Raw genomic sequence first — 23,473 nt, 5'->3', positions numbered from 1 at the left:
TGTAGGAAGCCGGGGTTTTGATATTCTAATTAATCTTCGATTCTTTTCTTGCTGAACTTCATCAGGAACTCGTACACGATAGGTACCACCACGAGTGTGAGCAGCGTCGAGCTGATCAGACCGCCGATAACCGTGATGCCAAGTCCTTTCGAGATGATGCCTGCGCTGTTCTCCCAACCGAATACGAGTGGCAGGAGAGCGCCGATCGTTGCGAGTGCCGTCATTAGAATTGGACGAAGACGGGTAGCGCCGGCTTCAAGCAGGGCTTCGCGGGTGCTCATGCCTTCGCGCTCCATATGGATTACGCGGTCGATCAATACAATCGCATTGGTCACGACGATACCGATCAACATGAGTACCCCCATGAGTGCAGACACGTTCAGTGTCTCGCCTGTTACAAGCAGGCCGATAATGGCTCCAATGACAATGAACGGCAGCGAGAACAGGATGGCGAACGGCGCGAGACCGCCGCCGAATGTAACCACAAGCACAAAGTATACAATCGCGATGGCTGCCAGCATGGCGAGTCCAAGCTGTCCAAAGGTTTCGTTGATTTGCTCGGTGACGCCTCCGAACTGGACGGATACGCCGTCTGGAAGCTCAAGCTTGTTCACTTCAGTCTCCAGGTTAGTGGAGGCCGACCCAACATCGCTGGACAGGATGTCGGCTGTGACGGTCACAACCATTTTCCCGTCGATGCGCATAATGGAGTCAGGAGTCGTTCCTTTTTCCACCTTGGCCACATCCTTGATCGGCACTTCGATACCGAGTGGAGAGGTGACGGTTTCGTTCTCGATTTCTTTGATGCTCTTATAGGTTTTGCTGTCCGTCTCAATGTAAACATTGTAAGTCTTGTCCTCAATTTTGACTTCGGTCAAGACCGGACGTTCCCGTACGGGAGACAGCTTCATTGCCAATTGTCCTGCGGTCAGGCCAAGGGAGCTCAGCTTCTCTTGGTCAGCAACCAGCGTATACTGCTCGAACGCTTCGGACAAGCTGGTTTCAGCATTCTCGAAGGTGGCTGTATCCTTGTTGGCAAGCTCTGCGATTTGATCAGCCACCGGCTTAATCTGCTCGAGAGAATCGCCAAAGACGTTAACCGTTAACTGGCTGCCGCCAAAGCCGCCGGCTGCCATGTCCATGTTGGACCAAGTACCGTCCGGTACTTCCTTGGCAAGATCCTCTACAAGGGCTTTTTTGACATCTTCGAAGTTTTTCGTGTCCGGGTCATACATAATATAGAACAATCCGGAATTGGCTGATCCCATACCAAGCGGATTGCTTCCGCCGATGGAGTACTGCATCGTTTTCACTCCAGGTTGATCCAGGATCAATTTCTCCGCTTTTAATGCTCGCTCCTCCACATCCTCCAGCATGACGCCAGGCTCAGGAGAATAAGTCACCATGGCATATTTGTCTTCCTGTTCCGGAATGAAGCTAACGCCGAGGTACTTCGTCAGGAACAAGCTCCCTGCCAATAACGCGATGGCTGCCAGGAATGTAATGGCTTTGTGATTCAGCGTCCATTTCAGAATGGAACGATACCCGCGGGCCATTGCGCCCGGTTTCTCCGCATGATCATGTTTGTTCTTCAAGCCTTTGCGGAACAGGCTGTGCGCCATTGCGGGCACGAGCGTGATCGCTACGACCAGGGAAGCGAGCAGTGCGAATACCATCGTCAATGCAAATGGCATGAACAGCTCTCCGACCATACCGCTGACCAGGGTAAGCGGCAGGAATACCGCGATGGTTACGATAGTGGAGGACATGATCGGCACAAACATTTCACGTGTAGCGGCGCTGATGAGCTCGCGGCCCGTTAATTTCTCGGTCGAGAGGGACATGCGCCGGTAGATATTCTCGATAACGACGATCGAGTCGTCGACAACCCGGCCGATGGCAACGGTCATGGCACCGAGTGACATCATATTCAGGGTGATATCCATTTGTCTCAGACAGAGCACCGCAATCAGCAAGGACAATGGGATCGAAATAATCGATATAATCGTCGAACGGATGTTGCGCAGGAAGACCATTATGATCAGAACGGCGAACAATGCGCCGAATAATGCTTTGGAAAGCATCGTATGAACAGAGTCTTCAATCGGCTTGCCTTGGTCCAGCATGATCGTGAGATCCATGCCAGGGTAGAGGCCTCTCAATTCTTCGGCCTTGTCTTTCACCTGATTGACAACGTCAACCGTATTGGCGTCGTTGGCTTTCACGATTTGGATACCGATCGATTCCTTCCCGTTGGTGCGGGAGATGGATTCGGAGGTTCCTATAACTTCAATTTTGGCAATCTCGCTGAGTTTTACGGTTGGAATGCCGGTTGAAACGGCAGGAGCACCGCTTGGTCCGCCTGCAGCAGCACCGGCTCCAGGAGCGCCTTGTTGGCCTGCCCCAGCCGCTTCACCGGAAGGCTGCTGCGATGGTTGTTGACCTGCCCCGGCATTCGGAGCGCCGGCTCCGGCAGCTGCATCTGCACCGCCGCCGCCCGGAACTACCGGAATGGCGATATTTTTCAGATCGTCAATGCCGATAATGCCGCCATCAATGGCAACGGCCTTCTGGGATTTGTCCATTTCGAACATACCGAGCGGAACGTACAGCGCGGAACCCTGCACGATACCTTTGACGGTATCCTCCGTCAAGCCAAGCTCGCTCAGCTTGTCCTGATTAAACTTAAGCTGTACCTCGTTCACGAATTGTCCGGCTACCTGGATGGAAGCAACGCCGTCCAAATCCTCCAGCTCCGGAACGATGTCATTCTCTGTGATCCGTGTCAATTCATCCAATGCCATGTTGTCTTTGTTCGCAATGCTTAGGGAGACAACCGGCATGGAGCTCATGCTGAATTTGGATATGGTAGGCTTCTGGGCGTCATCGGGCAGCTTTACCTCGTTAATAGCTTCACGAACAGCGGCCGTAGCGTTGTCCAGATCACTACCATAATCAAACTCAACCATGACGTTGGCTGCATTCTCCATGGACGTGGAGGTTACGGTTTTGACGCCGTCAATATTGCGGAGTCTCGTCTCGAGCGGTTTCGTGACATCCTCCACGACCCCTTCAGGGGCTGCGCCCGGATAGATCGCGGTGACACTTAAGAACGGGACGTTAATATCCGGAATGGTTTCCTGCTTCATCGTCAGTCCGCTGTATAACCCACCGAAGCTGACGATGATGGTCAGCAGCCAGATCGCAAACTTGTTGCGCAGCGAGAAATTGATAATTCCTTTCATTAGGCGATTCTCTCTCCTCTCCAAAACTCTATGTCTCTAACTTGTACTCATTTCCCTGCATCATTCCACCGGGTGTCAGATAGCTTTCGAGCACGGTAACAATGGTGCCCTTCAGCTCCGTAAACAAGGCTTCAAGGTCCTCGATCTCCTCCAAGTTTGCAAGCATTCCTTTTAGAACGGCCCGGCTGGGCTGGAGGGCAAGCAGTTCCTTCTCCATAATATGGAGCGACTCCATTGCATCTTCCCGGACATCCGGCTCCACTTGAATCTTCTTCAGCTCGGTTTTCATCGCCTTAATAACGATCAGCGGATGACGCTGTTTGGGAATGTCGGTCTGGCACAATTGACCCAATTCCCCAACTGCCTCCATCGGAATCAGGGGCTCGGGCCGTCTGCGCAGAATGCTGGCTACAATATCATCGAGCAGCTGAATCTGGTGATCAGCGGTGATTCCCACATTCAAATGGAACCCGGGCATGAACAGGAAGCGGATATACGAACCCAGCATACTGCCCATAAACATGCCGATTTCCAATGTGTATGGCTCTACTTCGGGCCCATAAATGGATTTAAGCTTATTGTTAAACCACTGCAATGCAGCCAGCATTTCCTGCCGCATGTTTTCTTTGTCAAAAGGCGGTTTCCCCGGCATCTGATCATGGAACTGCTTCAGGAGAAATTCCCGGATCTCCAGAAAATGGATCAGAAGCACTTCCGTCTGCTTGCGCAGCTGCTCCTTGGGAGCAAGAAGCGGATCGTGGTCGACCCGGAGAATCTCGTCTTTAATCCGGCTTGCGATATGCTCGTAAATGCTCTTTTCCAGTTCCTCTTTGGACTTGAAATGAAGATAGAGGCTGCCTTTCGACATCCCGCATACTTCGGCGATTTCCTGCATGGAGGTAACCGAAGAGCCCTTCGCGGAAAACAGCTGCATCGCAGTGATGAGAATTTGCTGTCGTTTTTCTGCCGTTTTATCAGCCAATCAAAAGCTCACCTCGCTTGAGAACTTTGCGGTTCTTGGATTGACCATTAGGTCAAGAATTATTATATATGAAAAAGAACGACCGTTTCAACTTTACTACGGTCGTTCGTTCTCATGGGTTCTGAAAACTATGAAATTTGTTGAAATTTTTTAACTGATCAATTTCAGACCGACAGCCGAGCACAGAATCATGGCAATAAAGAGCACGCGCCGCCATTCCTTTGGTTCCCCGAACAGGAGCATTCCGGTGATGGCGCCGCCCACCGTCCCGATTCCCGTCCAGATGGCATAAGCGGTACCCATAGGCAGTACGGTCATGGCGTAGGAGAGGAGGGAGAAGCTGGCGGCAAAAGATAAGGCCAAAATCAGTATATATTGCCATCCCTTGCGCTCCGACACGCCTTTGATGCCGATGACGCCGCCGATTTCGAATAATCCGGCAAATACAAGAGCAACCCAGGCCATTACTTACTCACCTCCGGTTCAGGATGATCCGCCGTAACCAGCTTCAGGCCGATTACACCTGCCAGCAGCACGCAGATCAGAAGCACCTTGAGCAGTTTAAACGGTTCTCCGAAGAACAGCATTTCGGAAGCGACCGTTCCGGCTGTGCCGATTCCCGTGAATACGGCATACACCGTTCCGACCGGCAGCCGTTTGGCTGCCTCGATAATAAGATAGAAGCTGACTGCAATGGCGGCAATGGTTCCAAGCCATTCCCAGGTGTTGGAGGAATGCTTCAAACCCATAACCCATATGATTTCAACCAATCCACCAAGCAGCACAAAAATCCAGTTGCGATTCATTATGATTGTCACTCCTTTTATGAAAACAACAGTAACCCCTAACGGTTACCGATTCCTGTTCCTATTCTCCTTAAGCCTATGCGTATGATAGGAGACATTAACTCTTGTGGTTGTATCTTTGCTTAGTTACTCCTAACCAATACACGGGCCAAGCGGCTGCAAGACGTCTCATGGCCCGTTCTTCCCCGCCGTACACGGTTTCCAGGTGGATTCCGTCCACCAAGGTCATAAAGGCAATCGCCGCATCGCGCGGATGACGTATGATACGTCCATGCTCCGGACAGCCAGCGGCAAGCAGCCTAGACAAGTTCTCCTCTTGTTGATCCAGCAGCGGATACACCATCCCCATCACTTCGTCATACAGCGCGCTTGGCGGAAAGAAGGCCATTCGCAAGAAGAACCGCACTTCATCATCTAGGCGATAAGCTTGGAGACGGCTTTCAAGAAATCCGTGCAGCTGCTGCTCCAGCGACCAATCCGCATGATCGAGGAAATAGTCCACCATCAATTGCTCTTGGCGCTGGAATACGTCCTGAAGCACCTGTAGAAACAAGTCGTTCTTGCTTGAAAAATGAGCATATATCGACGGTTTTTTGATCCCGCAGTCGTCTGCAATATGTTTCAGCGACGCCCCTTCGTAACCGTTTTTGGCAAAGTGGGCAAGGGCGGCTTGCTTAATATCGGCGGCACTCATAATCCACCTCCTAACTAACGATCGTTAGTTATATTTTTAACAAATGGCGTTACCATTGTCAATATTATATTTTGGGGCATCGGTCCCTTGTCAGCTCGCGGAGAACAGTCTTTAGTTCCTGGGGGAGATCATGTAGAATATGGTGTGACCAGCATCGTGCATACATAGAGACATTAACGATGAAGAACAAGGGGTATACGATATGAGAAAGGGAATACAGGCTGTATTGATTACCGCGCTTTTGTTCGCGTTTTATTATTTTGGCCTGGATTATTTCGGGAAGACGACCGGGACCATTATCGGGATATTCTCCACGCTAACCGTAGTATCCATCGGTTTCATGATTTTTATGGAGAACCGTCATCCCACCAGCACAATGGCCTGGATTCTGCTCTTGGCGTTAGTCCCTATCGTGGGGCTTGTGTTTTATTTTTTGTTTGGACAGAACTATTTCAAGCGGAGAAAATACGACAAAAAGGCACGTAAGGACGTTCTGGCATACACCAGCGAAGTGCTCCGCAAGAACACCCCGGACATCTCCTGCTTTAAGCCCGAAGTGCAGCAGCTCCTCCAGCTGTCTACCCGCCTGGCACGAACGCCGATTTCCTTCTCAAGCGAAACCAAGGTGCTGACCGACGGGGAAGAGACTTTTGCAGCCTTGATTACGGAGCTGGAACAAGCGGCGCATCACATTCATATGGAATATTACATTTATCGTCCGGATGCGATCGGAACGCAGATCCAGGAAATATTAATTCGGAAGGCGAGAGAGGGGGTTGCCGTGCGGTTTATGGTGGACGCCGTTGGCAGCTTGCAGCTGCCGCCCTCCTTTTTGCAGGAGATGAGGGATGCGGGTGTACAGGTCGCCGTATTCGGCAGTCCAAAGACGATTTTCTTCACGAGCCGTGTAAATTACCGTAATCATCGCAAAATCGTTGTGATTGACGGGAGTGTCGGATTCGTTGGGGGATTGAATGTAGGGGATGAGTATTTAAGCCGCAGCAAGGCATTCGGTTTCTGGCGTGATACCCATATGCTTGTTCGCGGAGAGGCTGTCAGAACGCTCCAGGTTGTCTTTCTGCAGGATTGGCAGTACATGACGGGAGAGCAGCCGAGTGAGCCGATCTATTATTCACCGGATTTACTGGAGAGTCGCGCCGGTGCCGTTCAGATTATCGCAAGCGGACCGGACAATGAGCGAAGGGCCCTGAAGAACATTTTCTTCTCCATGATTGTGTCGGCTCGCAAGTCGGTATGGCTGGCTACGCCGTATTTTATACCGGATGAAGACATATTCACCGCGCTCAGGGTGGCTGCCCTGTCCGGTCTTGATGTGCGGATTTTGTTTCCGTCGAAGCCGGACAAATGGCTGCCCTTCCTGGCTTCCCATTCCTATTTCCCGGATCTGCTGGACGCCGGGGTAAGGGTATATGAATATGAAAAAGGATTCATGCATTCGAAGCTGCTGATCGTTGACGGCGAGGTCGCAACCATTGGCACGGCTAACATGGACATGCGGAGCTTCCACCTTAATTTTGAGGTTAACGCTTTACTCGTTCATACGGAAAGTGTAGGCAGGCTGGTATTCGATTTCGAGCAGGACCTGGAATCGGCCCTCCTGTACGATCGCAATCATACCCGTAAAAAGAGAATCATGACCCGGCTGCTGGAGTCGGCCGCCCGACTGATGTCACCTCTGCTGTAGGCCAAGCGGAGGTTGGCCTTCGGGCCTAGACCGGCCCTACATGCGCGTACATACATACTATTGAAGGAATTGTTAGAAGGTTGTGAGGCCCAGCCATTTTTGCAGTTTAAACAGGACGTCCTTCATCCATGTCGTTTCTCCTTGGTAAGCCTCGGCTTCGAGACTAAAGGCTGCGCCTTCGTTGAACCATATTCGATGAAAGTAACGGTCCAGATCCCGGGTAAGCGGATGATCTTTAGGCGCGGCTATCCACAAGTTGTTTTCCAGATTGAGATCGGCAAGATTCCGCTGGGTAAAATTGGTTGACCCGCCGGTAATGACGGATTTCCCCGTCGGTTTGGCAATGTACATGAGCTTGGTATGATACTGCTCCGTACCGGTGTTGTACCAGCGAATGGAGATGTTCCCTTTGGATTTCTTGATGAGCTCGGCCGCAGCCGGACGGTTGGGGATGCCGATCTTATCCCGGCCGAAGGCGTTCTGGTTCGGATCCAGGATGAGGCGTATATCAACGCCGCGGTCCGAAGCTTTTAGTAGCTGATCCATGACTTTGCTGTCGGCCAGATAGAACATCCCCATCCAGAGCGTGTCCCCGGGCTGTGATTGCTCGATGGCCTCCAGAACATATTTATAAATTTTCCCTTCCGTTAAATAACGAACATCGACATCTTTAGCTTGACCTGAAGGCTGCACGGGTGACTTAGAGCCCGGTTCATACTCCGGCAATTTGATCGGGCTTGTAAGGTTAACGGCGGCTTGCTCGGCTGCAAGCATATCCCCGATGATGTCCCCGCTCGTTTCGAAGGCAATGTTCGAGTGGAACGCGCTGGCGTCATGGATGTTGGCTGATGTGACCAGCGCGGTGTTCTCGCTGATGACGACTTTACGGTGATTGGCCTTCACGTTCAGCAGCTTCAGATAGGAGCGCACCGTAATTTCGGGTGCTTCGTTGGCCATCAGATTGGGGAGTGTCCCCTTGCCCGACTGGCCAAACCACTGGAAGAATGTGCGCCATACGGCAGAATAGGCGGGCGTGGAGTCTCGCAGCCGGTCGACGTCGGTCATGATTACATGAATGCCGACAGCCTTCATGGCCTCGAATTCCGGGAGCGGATAGGAGCCATACCCGGTATTCACTTCATCGGAAATAAAGAAGATATCCATATGGGGATATTTCTTCTTATGGGCAACAAGGCGATGGGCAAGTTCTTCGCTAACTTTGGGGAAATCCTGATCTTTATGAGCGTAGCCGTTGAACAGAAACATATCGATAACCAGGAACTTTCGGGATTCGTCGATAATTTGACCGATGCGCGGTCCGATTTCGCGATCATGTACCGGTTGACCATCCGGTCCGGGGTAGGTCAGGTCGGTCCACATTTTAACGTCGCTCTGGTACAGCGGGCTTTCATAGGAGATCCCTTTCGGTAGCGGCTTATGCGTCTGATAGATCATCACGCCGATGAGCCATAGTATAAGAAGGACAAGGCAGATGAAAATCGTTGTTCGCGTTCGGGGGCGTTTGGTATTCGGTTTCCCTGACATGAGCAGCGTGCTTGCATCGGGTGTAGGTAGATTTTCTGAATTGCGGTTATGAATGAAATGGCGGAAACCCAAGATAGCCCTCCTCCTATCGCTGTTGTATACCGTTAATTAACATGAAAGTCCCGTTCTGACGCACTCATCGTTTCTGCAATTCAGCAAGTGTGAGATATGGACGGAGTTAATCCTAGGAAGCCGGGGTAGAATGATATTCGGGTTTGTTTTTTCAAAGCATGCGGCAGAATGAGTCAAGACCGAGTCGTTTATATTTTTTTGCTAATGGATGATGTGCATATCATGCAGGCGGGATAACCTGATGCCAATGATATGCTTATATATGGCTTATCTAAAGGATGAGCGAAGTGGATAAGGAGGTACGGGATGAATTCAGAACATAACGAGACCGCGGGTCAACCAGCTGAAACCATTTCAGGCAGAGGTTTGGAAAGACCCGAGGGCAGGCTGGTGCCGGAAGTGCCTACGGGCGAGCGGAAAATAGAGCATGTACGCTTATGCCTGAATGAAGAAGTTGGCTCCGTAGGGGTAACCACCGGTTTTGAACGTTACCGCTTCCGTCACTCCGCACTGCCGGAAATCGACTTCGAAGATATTAAGCTGGACACTGCATTTCTTGATTTTTCCGTACGAACCCCATTTTTGATCAGCTCCATGACTGGGGGAAGCAAGGCCACCGGAGAGATCAATAGACGTCTGGCTGAAGCCGCGCAGCGGCGCGGCTGGGCGCTTGGGGTAGGCTCCGTGCGGGCAGCGGTGGAGAAGGAGGAGCTTGCTCCCACTTTCCGTGTCCGGGAGAGTGCGCCGAGCGTGCCGGTTATCGCCAACCTTGGAGCGGTGCAGCTGAACTATGGCTTTGGCCTTGACGATTGTCAGCGGGCGGTGGATATCGCGGGGGCGGACATGCTGGTCCTTCATTTAAACGGACTTCAAGAGGTATTTCAGCCGGAAGGGAATACACGGTTTGGCCGCTTGCTAAGGAGAATTGAGGATCTGTGCCGTACGCTTCCGGTACCGGTCGGCATTAAAGAAGTCGGGTGGGGGATCGATGGTGAAACGGCGCGGAACCTGCTCAATATCGGGGCGGCCTTCATCGACGTGGCTGGTGCGGGCGGTACCTCCTGGAGCCAGGTTGAAAAATTCCGCAGCCCGGATCCGGTTCGCCGCGCTGCGGCTGAAGCTTTCGCCGGGTGGGGTAATCCTACCGCGGAATGCATCGTGGAGGTGCGCGAAGCTGCGCCAACCTGTGCGCTTATCGGCAGCGGCGGGCTGCAAAGCGGTGTCGATGCGGCTAAAGCGCTCTGTCTTGGCGCCGATCTGGCAGGCTTCGGGCGTGGACTCCTGGGATCGGCCGTCGAATCGGTGGAAGCGCTGGATCAGCGGCTTGCCCAGGTGGAGTTGGAGCTGCGAACGGCGATGTTCGGAATCGGCGCGGGGAATATCGATGCGCTGAAGTCAACCCAACGGCTGATTCGTGCATGAATGGCCGGAGTGATTGGCGGAATCTACTTTAAAGCGATGGCAGTATATTCGTGTTGAAGTCTATTGGGTATCTGCTATAATTAATAAGATTGTTTAGCTTACGACTAGTAGCTTCGGCGATAAGAACCGAGGCTGTGTAATACTTACAAATATAGAAGTAAACCTGATAAGGAGTTGTCACATAAATGGCTTTAAAAGCAGGAATCGTCGGTTTGCCAAACGTCGGCAAATCAACATTGTTTAATGCGATCACGCAAGCGGGCGCCGAATCGGCCAACTATCCGTTCTGTACGATTGATCCTAACGTCGGTGTTGTGGAAGTGCCGGATGAGCGTCTCGACAAGCTGACCGAGCTGGTTCAACCGAACAAAACGGTACCAACCGCTTTTGAATTCGTGGACATCGCGGGCTTGGTTCGCGGGGCGAGCAAAGGGGAAGGTCTTGGGAACAAGTTTCTTGCCCATATTCGCGAAGTGGATGCCATCGTCCATGTTGTTCGCTGCTTTGAAGACGAGAACATTACCCACGTTGACGGTAAAGTGAACCCGGTCAGCGATATCCAGACGATTAATCTGGAGCTGATCCTTGCGGATCTCGACAGCGTGGAGAAGCGGATTGACCGCGCGAAGAAGAACATGAAGGGCGGCAACAAGCAGTATGCTCAGGAAGTAGAACTGCTGGAGCGCCTGAAGGAAGCTCTTTACAACGATCAACCGGCACGCAGCGTGGAGCTGAGCGATGATGAGAAGCTGATTGTTCGCGATTTGCACCTGCTGACATTGAAGCCGGTGCTGTACGCGGCTAACCTGAGCGAAGACGGCGTTGCGGAAGCCGACAGCAATCCTTACGTACAGCAGGTTCGTGATTTCGCGGCTGCGGAGAACGCGATCGTGGTTCCGATCAGCGCGAAGGTTGAAGCCGAAATTGCCGAGCTTGAAGGCGAGGACAAAGCGATGTTCCTTGAGGAGCTGGGGCTGGAAGAATCCGGTTTGAATCGTCTCATCAAGGCTGCTTACAGTCTTCTGGGATTGTACACTTACTTTACGGCGGGCGTGCAGGAAGTGCGTGCCTGGACGATCCGCAAAGGAACGAAGGCTCCGCAAGCGGCAGGCGTGATTCATACCGACTTCGAACGCGGCTTCATTCGTGCAGAGGTTGTAGCTTACGATGACCTCGTTGCAGCCGGATCGATGAACGGCGCGAAGGAACGCGGTCAGCTTCGCCTGGAAGGCAAAGAGTACGTTGTGAATGACGGCGATGTGATGCACTTCCGTTTCAATGTGTAGGAATTGAACGATTCAAAGGCCATGGCTCCATGTCACTTTGTGCATGGGACCGTGGTTTTTTTGAAGGGGAGAACCTTTCCGTGCGGTCAACTGCCTGCTAGTCAAATGCGCCGTTTCATGGTAAAATAAAAAGTCGTTTACACTTCATTGTGATGCGAAGTGGAGTGCAAAAAGGCATATCTTCAGGAATATATCTTAGAGAGGTGAATTCCTTTGTTGGACCGATTACAATCCCTTGCGGACCGTTACGAGAAGTTAAGTGAGCTGTTGTGCGATCCCGATGTCGCTAATGACTCCAAGAAGCTCAGGGATTATTCCAAAGAACAATCCGATTTACAGCCTGCTTATGAGGCTTATGTTGAATATAAAAATGTTATTGAAGAGCTCGAAGCTGCCAAAACCATGCAGGGCGAAAAGTTGGATGACGAAATGCGCGAAATGGTGAAAATGGAGATCGAAGAGCTTACCCAGCGCGAACAAGAGCTGGCGGAGAAGATTCGGATCTTGCTGCTGCCGAAGGACCCGAACGATGACAAGAACGTCATCATCGAGATTCGCGGCGCAGCCGGCGGCGACGAGGCGGCGTTGTTTGCTTCCGACCTGTACCGGATGTATACCCGTTATGCGGATACCCAGGGCTGGAAGGTTGAACTGATGGACGTTAACACGAACGATCTGGGCGGCTTCAAGGAAGTCATCTTCATGATCAATGGCCGCGGCGCATACAGCAAAATGAAATTCGAGAGCGGCGCGCACCGTGTTCAGCGGATTCCGGCTACGGAATCCGGCGGTCGTATCCATACCTCTACCTCCACCGTGGCGGTCATGCCGGAGGCGGAAGAAGTGGATATCGAGATCCATGACAAGGACATCCGCGTGGATACCTTCTGCTCCAGCGGTGCAGGCGGTCAGTCCGTTAACACCACCAAGTCGGCGGTACGCGTAACGCATATCCCGACGGGGATCGTGGCTACGTGCCAAGACGGCAAATCGCAGAACTCCAATAAGGAGAAGGCGCTGCAGGTGCTTAGGGCCCGTATCTTTGATATGATGCGCCAAGAGGAAGAAGCGAAGTATGCCGGTGAGCGGAAGAGCAAAGTAGGTACAGGTGACCGCAGTGAGCGGATCCGTACGTACAACTTCCCGCAAAGCCGTGTGACCGACCACCGGATCGGACTTACCGTTCACAAGCTGGATCAAGTGATGAACGGGGAGATTGAAGAGATCGTATCGGCGCTGACCCTTGCGGAGCAGGCTGAAGCGATGGAAAAAGGAGTATAACGCTTTGAAGCGGACGAGATTTGAATTAACGCCGCAGCGCAGCATAAGAGAAGCCTTTGTGGAGGCTTCTTCTTTTTTAGACGGCATGCGGGTAATGGAGCCGCAGCGGAATGCGCAGCTGCTGCTGGAGCATGTGCTGGGATTGTCGGGAACCTCATATTATATGGCGCTTGCGGAGCCGTTTCCGGCGAACCGGCGCCACGCCTTGGAGGACGTCATTAATCGCAAGGCGCAGGGCGTACCTGCGCAGTATATTATCGGCGAGCAGGAATTTTACGGCCGGCCGTTTGAAGTCACGTCGGCGGTTCTCATTCCGCGTCCGGAAACGGAGCTGCTCGTGGAAGCGGTGCTGAAGTATGGACGGGAGCTCACTCCGCGATCAAAAAGGTTAAAGGCCATAGACATCGGCACCGGCAGCGGGGCCATTGCTATTACGTTGGCATTACAGGAGGCGGCGTGGGATTTGCTTGCGAGCGATATTTCGCCTGATGCGCTGGAGGTCGCTGCGCGTAATGCGAAGCATCTGAATGCCGATGTCGAGTTCCGGCAGGGGAACCTGCTGGAGCCGTTCGCCGGCATGGCGCCGGACATCCTCGTCTCCAACCCGCCTTACATTCCGGCAGAAGATATTGAGGGGCTTCAGCCCGAAGTCCGCGACTATGAACCGCGAACGGCACTGGATGGCGGGCCGGACGGTTTGAATCCGTACCGGATCATGATGGAGCAGCTGCCCTTGCTGTCAGCGCCGCCGCGGCTGATTGCCTTCGAGCTGGGCATGGGCCAAGCCGGGGATGTGGCAGAGCTTTTGCGGAGTGCAGGGCACTGGAAGGAAATCGTCACGGTGCCGGACTTGGCGGGCATTGACAGGCATGTCTTGGGAATTTTACGTTAATTGTATTCGGGGCTGATTTCTTTTAAAATAGATGATGGGCTGAGCCGGTTAAATGGGTTGTTTTCGTTCAGATCGTTACATGGCCTTAATCGGCAAATCAGTGTTTACAGCTCCGGGCACAGGGGGACCAAAGCATGCTTCAGAAATTCAAGAAGATTGATTTTGTTATCGTTTTTGTACTGTTGATGCTAATGGTTGTCAGTATTACATCGATATATAGTGCCACGCTTGACACCACCGGATTCGAAAAACACTATATCAAGATGGCGATATTTTATATCCTCGGATTCGCAGCCTTTTTCGGGCTCAGTTTGATTGATTATCGTTTATGGAATAAATACGCGCTGCACATATACATCGGAGGGTTATTAACCCTTTTGCTGCCTTCCTTCATCGGCCAGACCAAAAATAATGCCACGGGCTGGATTAATCTCGGTATCGTTGATTTCCAGCCTGCAGAGTTGTTTAAGCTGGTGCTGATCATATTTATCACCTATATTCTTATCCGAAAGAACAAAGCAAAGTTGTCTTTTTGGCGGGACATCGTACCGATTGGGCTTTTGACGTTTATTCCGTTTGCCGTTGTCATGGTTCAGAATGACTTGGGTAATGGACTAAGTTATATTGTCATCTTGCTTGGGTTATTATGGATCGGTAATGTGAAGTTTTCGCACGCTCTTATCGGACTGCTGCTTGTAGCAGGGATTGCATTCGGTGGAGCTCAGGCCTATATCCACTATCATGATGAAATTAAAGAATCGAAAATCATGGAGAGCCGCGGTCATTGGATGGAACGGATCGATCCATGGCTGGTACCCGAGAAAGCTACCGCGAAGGCGAGTTATCATACGAACAACGCCAAGTTGGCAATTGCTTCAGGCGGTATGAGCGGGGAAGGGTACTTGCAGGGGAGCTCCGTACAATCCTCACGTGTGCCTTATACGTATTCGGATTCGATTTTTGTGCAAATTGCAGAGGAATATGGCTTCATCGGTTCTTCCGTTCTGTTGTTGTTATATTTCATACTTATTCACAGGATGATCTTGATATCATTGGAAAGTCGGGACAAAGCGGGTCCGTTTCTAATCATTGGCATTGTGGCCATGCTGCTGTATCAAATCTTTGAGAATATCGGCATGTTTATTGGATTGATGCCTTTGACCGGGATTACGCTGCCCTTCATCAGTTATGGCGGAACCTCACTCATTATTAACATGGCGTGTCTCGGGGTCGTCATGAGTGTGAAGCTGCATGGACAGGAAGTGGAGGAGGATATGCCTAATCCTCAAACGTACCGTTCCGCTCCGCCCAAACAGGCTTGATTCGGTTTATTGGGATTTAGAATCAGAGAGATGCTATTGAAAGCAGCATCTCTTTTGTATTTTTTGCTGGTAACTACAGGAGGGCCCGTGAATTGTATTAGAGGAGGAAATCTTTTAGAATAATTCATTAGGGGCTAGTAGGCATACTCCTTGAAATGCTCCATTGCAGTCTGCCTTTAGCGTTTTTAACGAATATGTTCTGTATCAACGATAAGCAGGTCAACTTTCTTTTCGAATAATCGTTATATGCCTGTATAGGCAAACCGGGGGCGATCAGCTCCAGGCACAGGGGGACCATTAAGCATGCTTCAGAAATTCAAGAAGATGGATTACGTTATTGTTTTCGTACTGGTTATGATGATGGGTATCAGCATTACGTCGATATATAGCACAACCGTTGACACCAAATTTGAGGGCTCTCATCTCCGCATGGTTGCCTTTTACATCGTCGGCTTTATTGCTTTTTTTGGCATAAGCCTGCTGGATTACCGGTTGTTGATTAAATATGCTAAATATATTTACCTGGGCGGATTGGCCGTGTTGGTCCTCGTTATGTTTATCGGTAAGGATATTAACGGCGCCCAAGGCTGGATTTACATTGGCAGTTTAAGTATACAGCCTGCTGAATTGTTCAAGCTGATCCTGATTATTTTCCTTTCTTTTGTATTGGTGCGCAAAAACAAACCGCTGCTGTCCTTCTGGAAGGACGTTGTTCCGATCGGACTCTTGGCATTCGTGCCTTTTGTGCTCGTTATGGCCCAGAATGATTTGGGTAACGCGCTCAGTTATGTCGTGATTTTGTTGGGGCTGCTCTGGATCGGGAACGTCAAGTTCTCCCATGCGCTCATAGGGCTTGCGCTTGTGGCAGGCGTGGCCTTCGGCGGCGCCCAGGCCTATATTCATTATCATGATGAACTGCTGGAATCCAAAATACTGAAACCGCACTGGGTGGAACGGATTGATCCATGGCTCTATCCGGAGAAAGCGACCGCCAAGGCCAGCTATCATACGACGAATGCGAAGCTTGCCATCGCTTCGGGCGGCATGAGCGGCGAGGGCTACATGCAGGGATCGTCGATCCAGTCGGGCAGAGTGCCTTATGCGTACTCCGATTCCATATTTGTGCAGATAGCTGAGGAATTCGGGTTTATCGGATCTTCCGTTCTGCTTCTGTTATATTTCATCCTGATCCATCGGCTGATCCTGATCTCCCTGGAATCCAGGGAGCGTGCGGGACCGTTTCTCATTATAGGGATCGTGGCCATGTTCCTATATCAGATCTTCGAGAACATCGGCATGTTTATCGGCTTAATGCCGCTGACCGGGATTACGCTGCCCTTCATCAGCTACGGGGGAACTTCCCTAGTGATCAGTATGGCCAGTCTGGGAGTAGCCATGAGCGTGAAGCTGCACGGACAGGAAGTGGAGGAAGATATGCCGGATCCGAATGCCTATCGCCCGGCAACTTCTAAGCAGGCGTAAGCTTTTCTTTACGGGAAGCTCAATAATTACGGAGACAAACTGAATAACCGATCTAAACAAAGATGCGATTCCGACTGGGGATCGCATCTTTTTTTGGTATTATGCCGCGCCACTCTATGATTTTTTATCGAAATTGCTAGATTCAACGTTTATATCTTTTACCTGCGGACATACTGATAGCATCATAGAGTTTCGTTCATAGAGAGGCGGTTGTCCGAGATGAAAAATGTTAGTGAAACCCTCCGTATTATCGTGAAAAAAATGGTTGTGCTCTTATCCTGTATGTTTATGGTTATCATGGCTTGGGAGGGACAGCAGATTGATGCTTCCGTTGTTGGCGGTCCGATCCCTCAGGAATCGATACGACTTCGCATACTGGCGAATTCCGATAGCCCGTCCGATCAGCTGGTCAAAAGAGAGATTCGTGATTCGGTCGTTGAGCAAATGCAGCTCTGGGTCCTGCAGCTGGAGAATCCGCAAAGCCTGGAAGACGCCAAAGAATTAACCCGGCAGCATCTTCCGGAAATCCGCCAATTGGTGGGTGAAGAGTTGAAGAAGAGAGGGATTACGTACAGTTACACCGTAGAGCTTGGCGTTGTGCCGTTCCCGACGAAGTTATACGGAGGCACGGTGTATCCGGCCGGCGATTACGATGCGCTGCGGATTACGTTAGGCGAAGGTCAAGGGCAGAACTGGTGGTGCGTCTTGTTCCCGCCGCTTTGTTTCATCGATGGTGGCAGCGGGGATGCGGCGGCTCAGCCTGTTGATGCAGGTATCCAAACGGTTTCAGCAGAAGCCGGCGAGGCTTCCCAAGAGGAAGCTCCGAAGAATGCAGGCGACAGTGAACCGGAGGTCCGCTTCTTCTTGTGGGATATGTTCCTTGGCATTTGGAACTGGGTGGTAAGCTTGTTTTAGGATTATAAGCGAGTTGATTTTCAATCCTGATCGGGTATGATAAACTTTGAAGTAGAAGAGTGTGTTCAAAAAGGTGGATTTTCAGCAAACGCCATCGAAAGCATCTGCTTAGGCCCGGCTGAATTCTAGATTCGATGCCGAGCTGCTTCCTGATTCGCTTCGTGTTAGATATAGAATTTATAAGTTATCTTGCTGCGCTGATGAAATTCTGTATCGCAAGAAAACCTACCTTTAAATCGCGGTCGTTCGTCCTTGAATTGACCTCGATTGGTTTTCTTATCAAAAGCGGACTTTTTGAACAACCCTAGAAGAGTGCTTTCTCTTTGGCGCGACTGGTTTGAGTGGGAACCGGCACGGGACTGAAGAACGAAAAGCGCTTTTTATTTTGGGGCATAGCAACACACGCGTTGGAGTTTATATATTTCATATACAGAAAGTTTGGGATAGGAATGGAACAGAACGGGAATGGCATGAAACTTAGTCAGCAGCAGGATAACGGCTCCCGCCAGGCTGCTGCAAATTCAACCCAGGTATGGCATGTATCGAACTCGCTGTCCAGGGAGAGCTTGAGTTTGGAGAGGGAGGCGAAGCAGGCCCTGCAGGAAGCGGGGCAGGTGCTGGAGCGGGGCGGAACGGTGGCTTTTCCGACGGAAACGGTCTACGGGCTTGGCGCAGATGCCGGTAACACGGAAGCGGTCGAGCGTGTGTTTGCCGCGAAGGGCCGGCCGTCGGACAATCCATTGATCGTGCATATTTCGGAGCTTACTCAGCTTGACGGTTTGGTCCGTCATGTGAATGAGACGGAAAGGGCGCTGATGGCAAGGTTCTGGCCTGGGCCGCTATCGCTGGTGCTGCCCGTTAAACCGGGCGCTGTATCCCCACGTGTGACGGCGGGGCTCGATACCGTTGCCGTGCGGATGCCGGATCACAACGTGGCGCTGGCTTTGATCAGCGCCGCCGGGCGTCCGCTGGCTGCGCCGAGCGCGAACCGATCCGGTCGGCCAAGCCCGACGCTGGCCAGCCATGTCCTGGAGGATTTGGCCGGGGCGATCGACGGCGTCCTCGACGGCGGCCCTGCCGGGGTGGGCGTCGAGTCGACGGTGGTGCAAGTCGGGGAAGACGGCGCCGTCACGGTGCTCCGCCCGGGCGGCGTCACGGCCGAGCAGCTTGCCGCCGTTGCGGCAAGCGTGCGGATGGACCCGGCGCTGCACCGCGCCGCCGGGGAGGCGGAGAGCCCGGCGCCGCGCTCGCCGGGCATGAAGTACACGCACTACGCACCGAAGGGTGCGATGTGCGTGGTGCAGGGCCCGCGTGCCGATGCGGTGTCGGCACGCATCGCGGCCGAGCTTGAGGCGGCTGCCAGGCGCGGGGAGGTGACCGGCGTGCTGTCATTCGACGAGCACATCGGTCACTACCGCGCGGACGTTGCCGTCTCGCTCGGCAGCCTGGCCGCGCCGGAGGAAGCGGCCCGCCGGCTGTACGCCGGCTTGCGCCGGTTCGATGACGAAGGCGCCACCTTCATCCTGGCCGAAGCATGTCCGGAACAAGGACTCGGGGCAGCCATCATGAACCGGCTGCTGAAGGCCGCGGGACACCACATCATCGATGTGAATTAAAGCTGCCGCATGAACGCTTTTGGCATGATTTCCACCTTGTCCGCATATGGTGTACAAGACCATGGGACTTGGGGGAATGGGCATGCTGGAGGCGTCTGTCCAATCGGGACAGCTTGCGGCGATTCTAATGATGGCGGTTGCTCTCGGACTGGACGCATTTTCGCTTGGAATCGGTGTTGGATTGAGAAGCGGTATGCGCTTAGGCCAAATGCTGGGCATCAGCTTCATGATCGCATTGTTTCATATGCTGATGCCGCTGCTGGGCTTATTTGCCGGCCGCTATGTTGGCATGTTACTGGGCCACGTTACAGGGCTTGCGGCCGGCGGGCTGCTGCTTTTGCTGGGCGGGCATATGATGTATAACGCCTGGCGTGGCGGAGAAGGACAGCGAATACAACCTACCGCATTTTTAGGCATGCTGCTGTTTTCGCTTAGCGTCAGCATCGACTCCTTCTCGGTAGGCGTTTCGCTCGGAATGTTTGTGGATGATGTGCTGTTTATCGTGACTTCCTTTGGGGTGGTGGGCGGTTTGCTGTCCATTCTCGGCTTGCTGCTTGGCCGTCAGGTAAGCAATAAGCTGGGGGAGTACGGCGAAATGCTCGGCGGACTAATTTTGGTTATCTTTGGCATCATGTTTATTTTTTGAAGCAATATTTGTTACAATAACCCCAAAGAACCTACGAACGGGAGGAACGGACCGTGAAAAATATATTGTTTGTCTGCACGGGAAACACCTGCCGCAGTCCAATGGCTGAAGGCATGCTGCGCAAGCTTGCCAAACAACGGGGCATTCCGCTGGAAACGAAGTCCGCCGGCGTCTCGGCCGTGGACGGAATGCCGGTGTCCCATCATACGGAATCCATACTGCGAGACCAGGATATCCAGGAACGCTTGGTGTCCAAGCCGTTGACCGCGAATCTGGTGGAGTGGGCAGACCTGATTCTGACGTTGACCCAGTCGCATAAGCAGTATGCTATAAGGCAATTTCCGTACGCCGCGGACAAGATGCACACGCTGAAAGAGTTTGTTGAGGATGACCGCCGGGTGCTGGACGATCTGCGGGAGCAGGATAGTCTGTATGCAGCGCTTGAGCTGGCCAGGTCTCTGGGCCACGATGTCAGCGACCGTGACCGGGAGCGTCTGATCGAGCTGCGTCAACGCATCCCGAGCTTCGATATCTCCGATCCTTTCGGGGGCTCGCGGGAGGAATATGAAGCCACGGCCGCAGAGATACGGACGGCGTTGTTCCGTCTTTTGGACAAGCTCGAAGCGGATCGGCATAACTTAACCTAGCCTTTAGTGATATGAAGCCTGCCATTGGGCTAAAAAGCCACTTGCCTTTCGCATGGTATTGCTTTAAGATGAAGTTGAAAAACACATGATCCGGTGTAACTGGCGACGAAGTGGATGAAACCACGATGGAGCATCGGAATATACGGCCGGTCGCCTGGGCAAAGAGCATTTGGAGCACAATACGTGCGCCGACTGCTCTTTTTTCGTCTTTTGCGCCCGATTTGGGTTATAATGGAACAAGCTAAAACGCAAAAGCGAACATACGAGGGGGTTTTTGATAGATGAAAATTGCATTGGGTACGGATCATGCTGGCATTCGTCTGAAAGAGGAAATCGTGGAAGTCATTCGGGGTCTTGGACACGAGGTGGAGGATCTGGGCTGCGGCTGTTCCGACTCCGTGGATTATCCCGATTATGCCCTTCCGGTGTGCGAGAAGGTCGTCTCGGGTGAAGCGGACCGCGGCATCCTGATCTGCGGTACGGGGATCGGCATGAGCATTGCGGCCAACAAGGTGCCGGGCATTCGCTGCGCGCTGACACATGATGTGTTCTCAGCTAAAGCGACGCGCGAGCATAACGACAGCAACGTGATTGCGCTGGGCGAGCGTGTCGTCGGTCCTGGACTTGCTGGCGAAATCGTCAGCGCATGGCTGACGACGGATTTCAGTCATGGCGAGCGCCATGTCGGCCGCGTGAACAAGATCAAGGCCATCGAGGAGCGTTACCTGAAGAATGAATCGCGATAAGTGAACGCGCGTAATACAGCTGCAGCTATCGTGATAAGGGATTGAAGCATCTTCTGTGAAAAATCATCGGGAGGACTGTGACATGACGGATATCTCCAAGGTTTCCTTGAACGAACAGACAGCGCGTATTGTCCGCGAACTGGCCGAAGCGGCCGTCTTAGGGCCGGGTAAAGTGTTGGTCATCGGAGCCAGTACCAGTGAAGTGGTTGGGCGTCGAATCGGTACGGGCGGCGCTCTTGAAACGGCGCAGCAGCTCCTTCAGGGCATTGCCAAGGTCCAAACGGAATTCGGTTTCGCGGTGGCCTATCAATGCTGTGAGCATCTGAACCGTGCGCTTGCGATGGAACGCGAGCTGCTCGAGCGGCTGGGCTTGACGGAAGTGGCGGCAGTTCCCATTCCGGGTGCCGGCGGGTCGATGGCTTCCGCAGCTTACCGCAGCATGAAGGAGCCCTGCCTTGCGGAATCGATTGAAGCCCATGCCGGTGTTGATATCGGCGAGACGCTGATCGGCATGCATTTGCGGAGAGTGGCGGTTCCGTTCCGGCCGACCGAGCGCTATATCGGGGAGGCGCGTGTTACTGCGGCTTATACTCGCCCCAAGCTGATCGGCGGAGAACGTGCGGTGTACCGACTCGAGCAGAGGGATGATTCCACGCTGTGCGATTGATTCGATTGAGAACTCGCTTTTTTAAGGATGACTACTTGTAGTGTTAATTTTGCAAGAAAAAATAACGATTGATTTGGGAGGATATGAACATGATGGAACATTTGCGGAAGAGTGACCCGGCTGTATTGGAAGCGATGGATTTGGAGCTGAAGCGTCAACGCAGCAACATTGAGCTGATTGCCTCTGAGAATATTGTCAGCGAAGCGGTTATGGAAGCAATGGGGACGGTACTGACGAATAAATATGCGGAAGGCTACCCTGGCAAACGCTATTACGGTGGCTGTGAGCGTGTGGATATCGTGGAAGATATCGCCCGTGACCGCGCCAAAGAATTGTTCGGAGCCGAGCATGCCAACGTTCAGCCGCACTCCGGTGCCCAAGCGAACATGGCGGTATATTTGGCAGCGCTGAAGCCTGGAGATACCGTGCTCGGCATGAACCTGGCCCACGGCGGCCATTTGACTCACGGAAGCCCGGTTAACGCTTCCGGCCTTCTGTACAATTTCGTTGCCTACGGCGTGCAAGAAGACACGTTCCTTATCGATTACGACGAAGTCCGCAAAGCGGCATTCAAGCATCGCCCTCGTCTGATCGTCGCGGGTGCAAGTGCCTATCCTCGCATTATCGATTTTGAAAAGCTTGCTGCCATCGCGAACGACGTAGGCGCGTTGTTCATGGTGGACATGGCTCATATTGCAGGACTCGTTGCGGCAGGTCTTCATCCGAATCCGGTTCCGCATGCCCATTTTGTAACGACAACGACGCATAAGACCCTTCGCGGACCTCGCGGCGGTATGATTCTGTGCAAAAAAGCTTGGGCGCAAGCGATTGATAAAGCGGTATTCCCCGGCTCCCAAGGCGGACCGCTCATGCATGTGATTGCTTCCAAAGCCGTTGCGCTTGGCGAAGCCTTGGATCCGTCTTTCAAGACGTATGCAGAGAATGTCGTGAAGAACGCGAAAGTGCTGGCCGATACCCTGATCGAGGAAGGCCTGAACATCGTATCCGGCGGAACCGATAACCACCTGATGCTGGTGGATACCCGTAATCTGGACATCACCGGCAAAGACGCGGAGAAGGTTCTGGACTCCATCGGGATTACCGTGAACAAGAATGCCATCCCGTTTGATCCGACCAGTCCGTTCGTAACAAGTGGTATCCGTATTGGTACCCCTGCGGTTACTTCCCGCGGTATGGATGAACAAGCGATGGTGAAAATCGCGAAAATTATTGCCATGACTTTGAAGCAGCCGAAAGACGAGGCAACGCTTGAAAAAGCAGGCCGTTTGGTGGCTGAGCTTACCGATCAATACCCTCTCTATGCTGAAATGAAATATTAATCACAGTTTCCTTCGCATAAGAAGCCTATGATAAGAGGACCCCGCCTGATGCAGGTGGGGTCCTTTTTAGGCGCTATGAACATTCTGGCCAGATTGCCATGCTCTCATTTTCCCAATCAGGTCCTTTCGCGGTTAGCATCAATATAGGCGAGAATGGAAAAC

General features: G+C 52.4%; 20 protein-coding genes and 1 riboswitch. Of the genes, 14 read left to right on the top strand and 6 right to left on the bottom strand.

Annotated elements, in window-relative coordinates; genetic code table 11:
• Positions 1-29: 29 nt before the first annotated feature.
• The 5 genes from DP091_RS17915 to DP091_RS17895 all read right to left on the bottom strand — a co-directional run bounded on the left by DP091_RS17915 (position 30) and on the right by DP091_RS17895 (position 5,727).
• Positions 30-3,245 (bottom strand): efflux RND transporter permease subunit, encoded by a 3,216-nt coding sequence (locus tag DP091_RS17915; RefSeq protein WP_113059569.1) that lies wholly within the window; start codon positions 3,243-3,245, stop codon positions 30-32.
• 28 nt (positions 3,246-3,273) lie between these two features.
• Positions 3,274-4,227: a TetR/AcrR family transcriptional regulator gene (locus tag DP091_RS17910; protein ID WP_113059568.1), complete on the bottom strand. Its 954-nt coding sequence runs from the start codon at positions 4,225-4,227 to the stop codon at positions 3,274-3,276.
• A 150-nt stretch (positions 4,228-4,377) separates the two neighbouring features.
• Positions 4,378-4,692 (bottom strand): DMT family transporter, encoded by a 315-nt coding sequence (locus tag DP091_RS17905; protein WP_113059567.1) that lies wholly within the window; start codon positions 4,690-4,692, stop codon positions 4,378-4,380.
• Positions 4,692-5,033, bottom strand: coding sequence for a DMT family transporter (locus DP091_RS17900; protein WP_113059566.1), 342 nt, complete (start codon positions 5,031-5,033; stop codon positions 4,692-4,694). Before DP091_RS17900 ends, DP091_RS17905 begins: the two co-directional genes overlap by 1 nt.
• A gap of 97 nt (positions 5,034-5,130) precedes the next feature.
• Entirely contained in the window at positions 5,131-5,727 is a 597-nt protein-coding gene (locus DP091_RS17895) for a TetR/AcrR family transcriptional regulator (protein ID WP_113059565.1), read from the bottom strand.
• Positions 5,728-5,929: 202 nt separating this feature from the next.
• Between DP091_RS17895 and cls the strand changes: the two genes are divergently transcribed.
• Positions 5,930-7,432 (top strand): cardiolipin synthase, encoded by a 1,503-nt coding sequence (gene cls, locus DP091_RS17890; protein WP_113059564.1) that lies wholly within the window; start codon positions 5,930-5,932, stop codon positions 7,430-7,432.
• A 72-nt stretch (positions 7,433-7,504) separates the two neighbouring features.
• Here the strand turns inward: cls and DP091_RS17885 are convergent, their stop codons facing one another.
• Positions 7,505-9,049 carry a phospholipase D family protein gene (locus tag DP091_RS17885; protein ID WP_258394605.1) on the bottom strand — a complete coding sequence of 515 codons (1,545 nt, stop codon included), beginning with the start codon at positions 9,047-9,049 and terminating at the stop codon, positions 7,505-7,507.
• A gap of 306 nt (positions 9,050-9,355) precedes the next feature.
• Here DP091_RS17885 and fni point away from each other — a divergent pair, with 306 nt between their 5' ends.
• The 13 genes from fni (at position 9,356) to DP091_RS17820 (ending at position 23,311) form a co-directional block, all read left to right on the top strand.
• Positions 9,356-10,471 carry a type 2 isopentenyl-diphosphate Delta-isomerase gene (gene fni / locus DP091_RS17880; protein WP_113059563.1) on the top strand — a complete coding sequence of 372 codons (1,116 nt, stop codon included), beginning with the start codon at positions 9,356-9,358 and terminating at the stop codon, positions 10,469-10,471.
• Positions 10,472-10,656: 185 nt separating this feature from the next.
• Positions 10,657-11,757, top strand: a complete 1,101-nt coding sequence (ychF, locus tag DP091_RS17875) for a redox-regulated ATPase YchF (RefSeq protein ID WP_015737759.1) — start codon at positions 10,657-10,659, stop codon at positions 11,755-11,757.
• 213 nt (positions 11,758-11,970) lie between these two features.
• Entirely contained in the window at positions 11,971-13,038 is a 1,068-nt protein-coding gene (prfA, locus tag DP091_RS17870; protein WP_071218854.1) for a peptide chain release factor 1, read from the top strand.
• Positions 13,039-13,042: 4 nt separating this feature from the next.
• Entirely contained in the window at positions 13,043-13,930 is an 888-nt protein-coding gene (gene prmC, locus DP091_RS17865) for a peptide chain release factor N(5)-glutamine methyltransferase (RefSeq protein ID WP_113059562.1), read from the top strand.
• A gap of 134 nt (positions 13,931-14,064) precedes the next feature.
• Positions 14,065-15,252, top strand: a complete 1,188-nt coding sequence (locus DP091_RS17860) for an FtsW/RodA/SpoVE family cell cycle protein (protein ID WP_113059561.1) — start codon at positions 14,065-14,067, stop codon at positions 15,250-15,252.
• Positions 15,253-15,555: 303 nt separating this feature from the next.
• Positions 15,556-16,734 carry an FtsW/RodA/SpoVE family cell cycle protein gene (locus tag DP091_RS17855; protein WP_113059560.1) on the top strand — a complete coding sequence of 393 codons (1,179 nt, stop codon included), beginning with the start codon at positions 15,556-15,558 and terminating at the stop codon, positions 16,732-16,734.
• A 219-nt stretch (positions 16,735-16,953) separates the two neighbouring features.
• A complete protein-coding gene (gene spoIIR, locus DP091_RS17850) occupies positions 16,954-17,649 on the top strand; it encodes a stage II sporulation protein R (RefSeq protein WP_113059559.1) in 696 nt (231 codons plus the stop codon).
• 470 nt (positions 17,650-18,119) lie between these two features.
• Entirely contained in the window at positions 18,120-19,265 is a 1,146-nt protein-coding gene (locus DP091_RS17845; protein WP_258394604.1) for an L-threonylcarbamoyladenylate synthase, read from the top strand.
• 82 nt (positions 19,266-19,347) lie between these two features.
• On the top strand, positions 19,348-19,911 hold the full coding sequence (locus DP091_RS17840) for a manganese efflux pump MntP (RefSeq protein WP_113059557.1): 564 nt from the start codon (positions 19,348-19,350) through the stop codon (positions 19,909-19,911).
• Positions 19,912-19,964: 53 nt separating this feature from the next.
• Positions 19,965-20,558, top strand: coding sequence for a low molecular weight protein arginine phosphatase (locus tag DP091_RS17835; RefSeq protein ID WP_113059556.1), 594 nt, complete (start codon positions 19,965-19,967; stop codon positions 20,556-20,558).
• Positions 20,559-20,643: 85 nt separating this feature from the next.
• Positions 20,644-20,725: riboswitch (ZMP/ZTP riboswitch) on the top strand.
• A gap of 114 nt (positions 20,726-20,839) precedes the next feature.
• Complete coding sequence (gene rpiB / locus DP091_RS17830; RefSeq protein WP_113059555.1) at positions 20,840-21,304, top strand: ribose 5-phosphate isomerase B; 465 nt, start codon at positions 20,840-20,842, stop codon at positions 21,302-21,304.
• An 82-nt stretch (positions 21,305-21,386) separates the two neighbouring features.
• Positions 21,387-21,971 carry a TIGR01440 family protein gene (locus DP091_RS17825; protein WP_113059554.1) on the top strand — a complete coding sequence of 195 codons (585 nt, stop codon included), beginning with the start codon at positions 21,387-21,389 and terminating at the stop codon, positions 21,969-21,971.
• Between the two features lie 89 nt (positions 21,972-22,060).
• Positions 22,061-23,311, top strand: coding sequence for a serine hydroxymethyltransferase (locus DP091_RS17820; protein WP_113059553.1), 1,251 nt, complete (start codon positions 22,061-22,063; stop codon positions 23,309-23,311).
• Positions 23,312-23,473: the final 162 nt, after the last annotated feature.

It is taken from the genome of Paenibacillus sp. MDMC362 (genome assembly GCF_003269305.1).
In the GTDB taxonomy this organism is placed as follows: Bacteria; Bacillota; Bacilli; order Paenibacillales; family Paenibacillaceae; genus Paenibacillus_AQ.
Note: the sequence above shows the minus strand (reverse complement) of the source record. Positions and strands in the feature narration are given on the sequence as shown.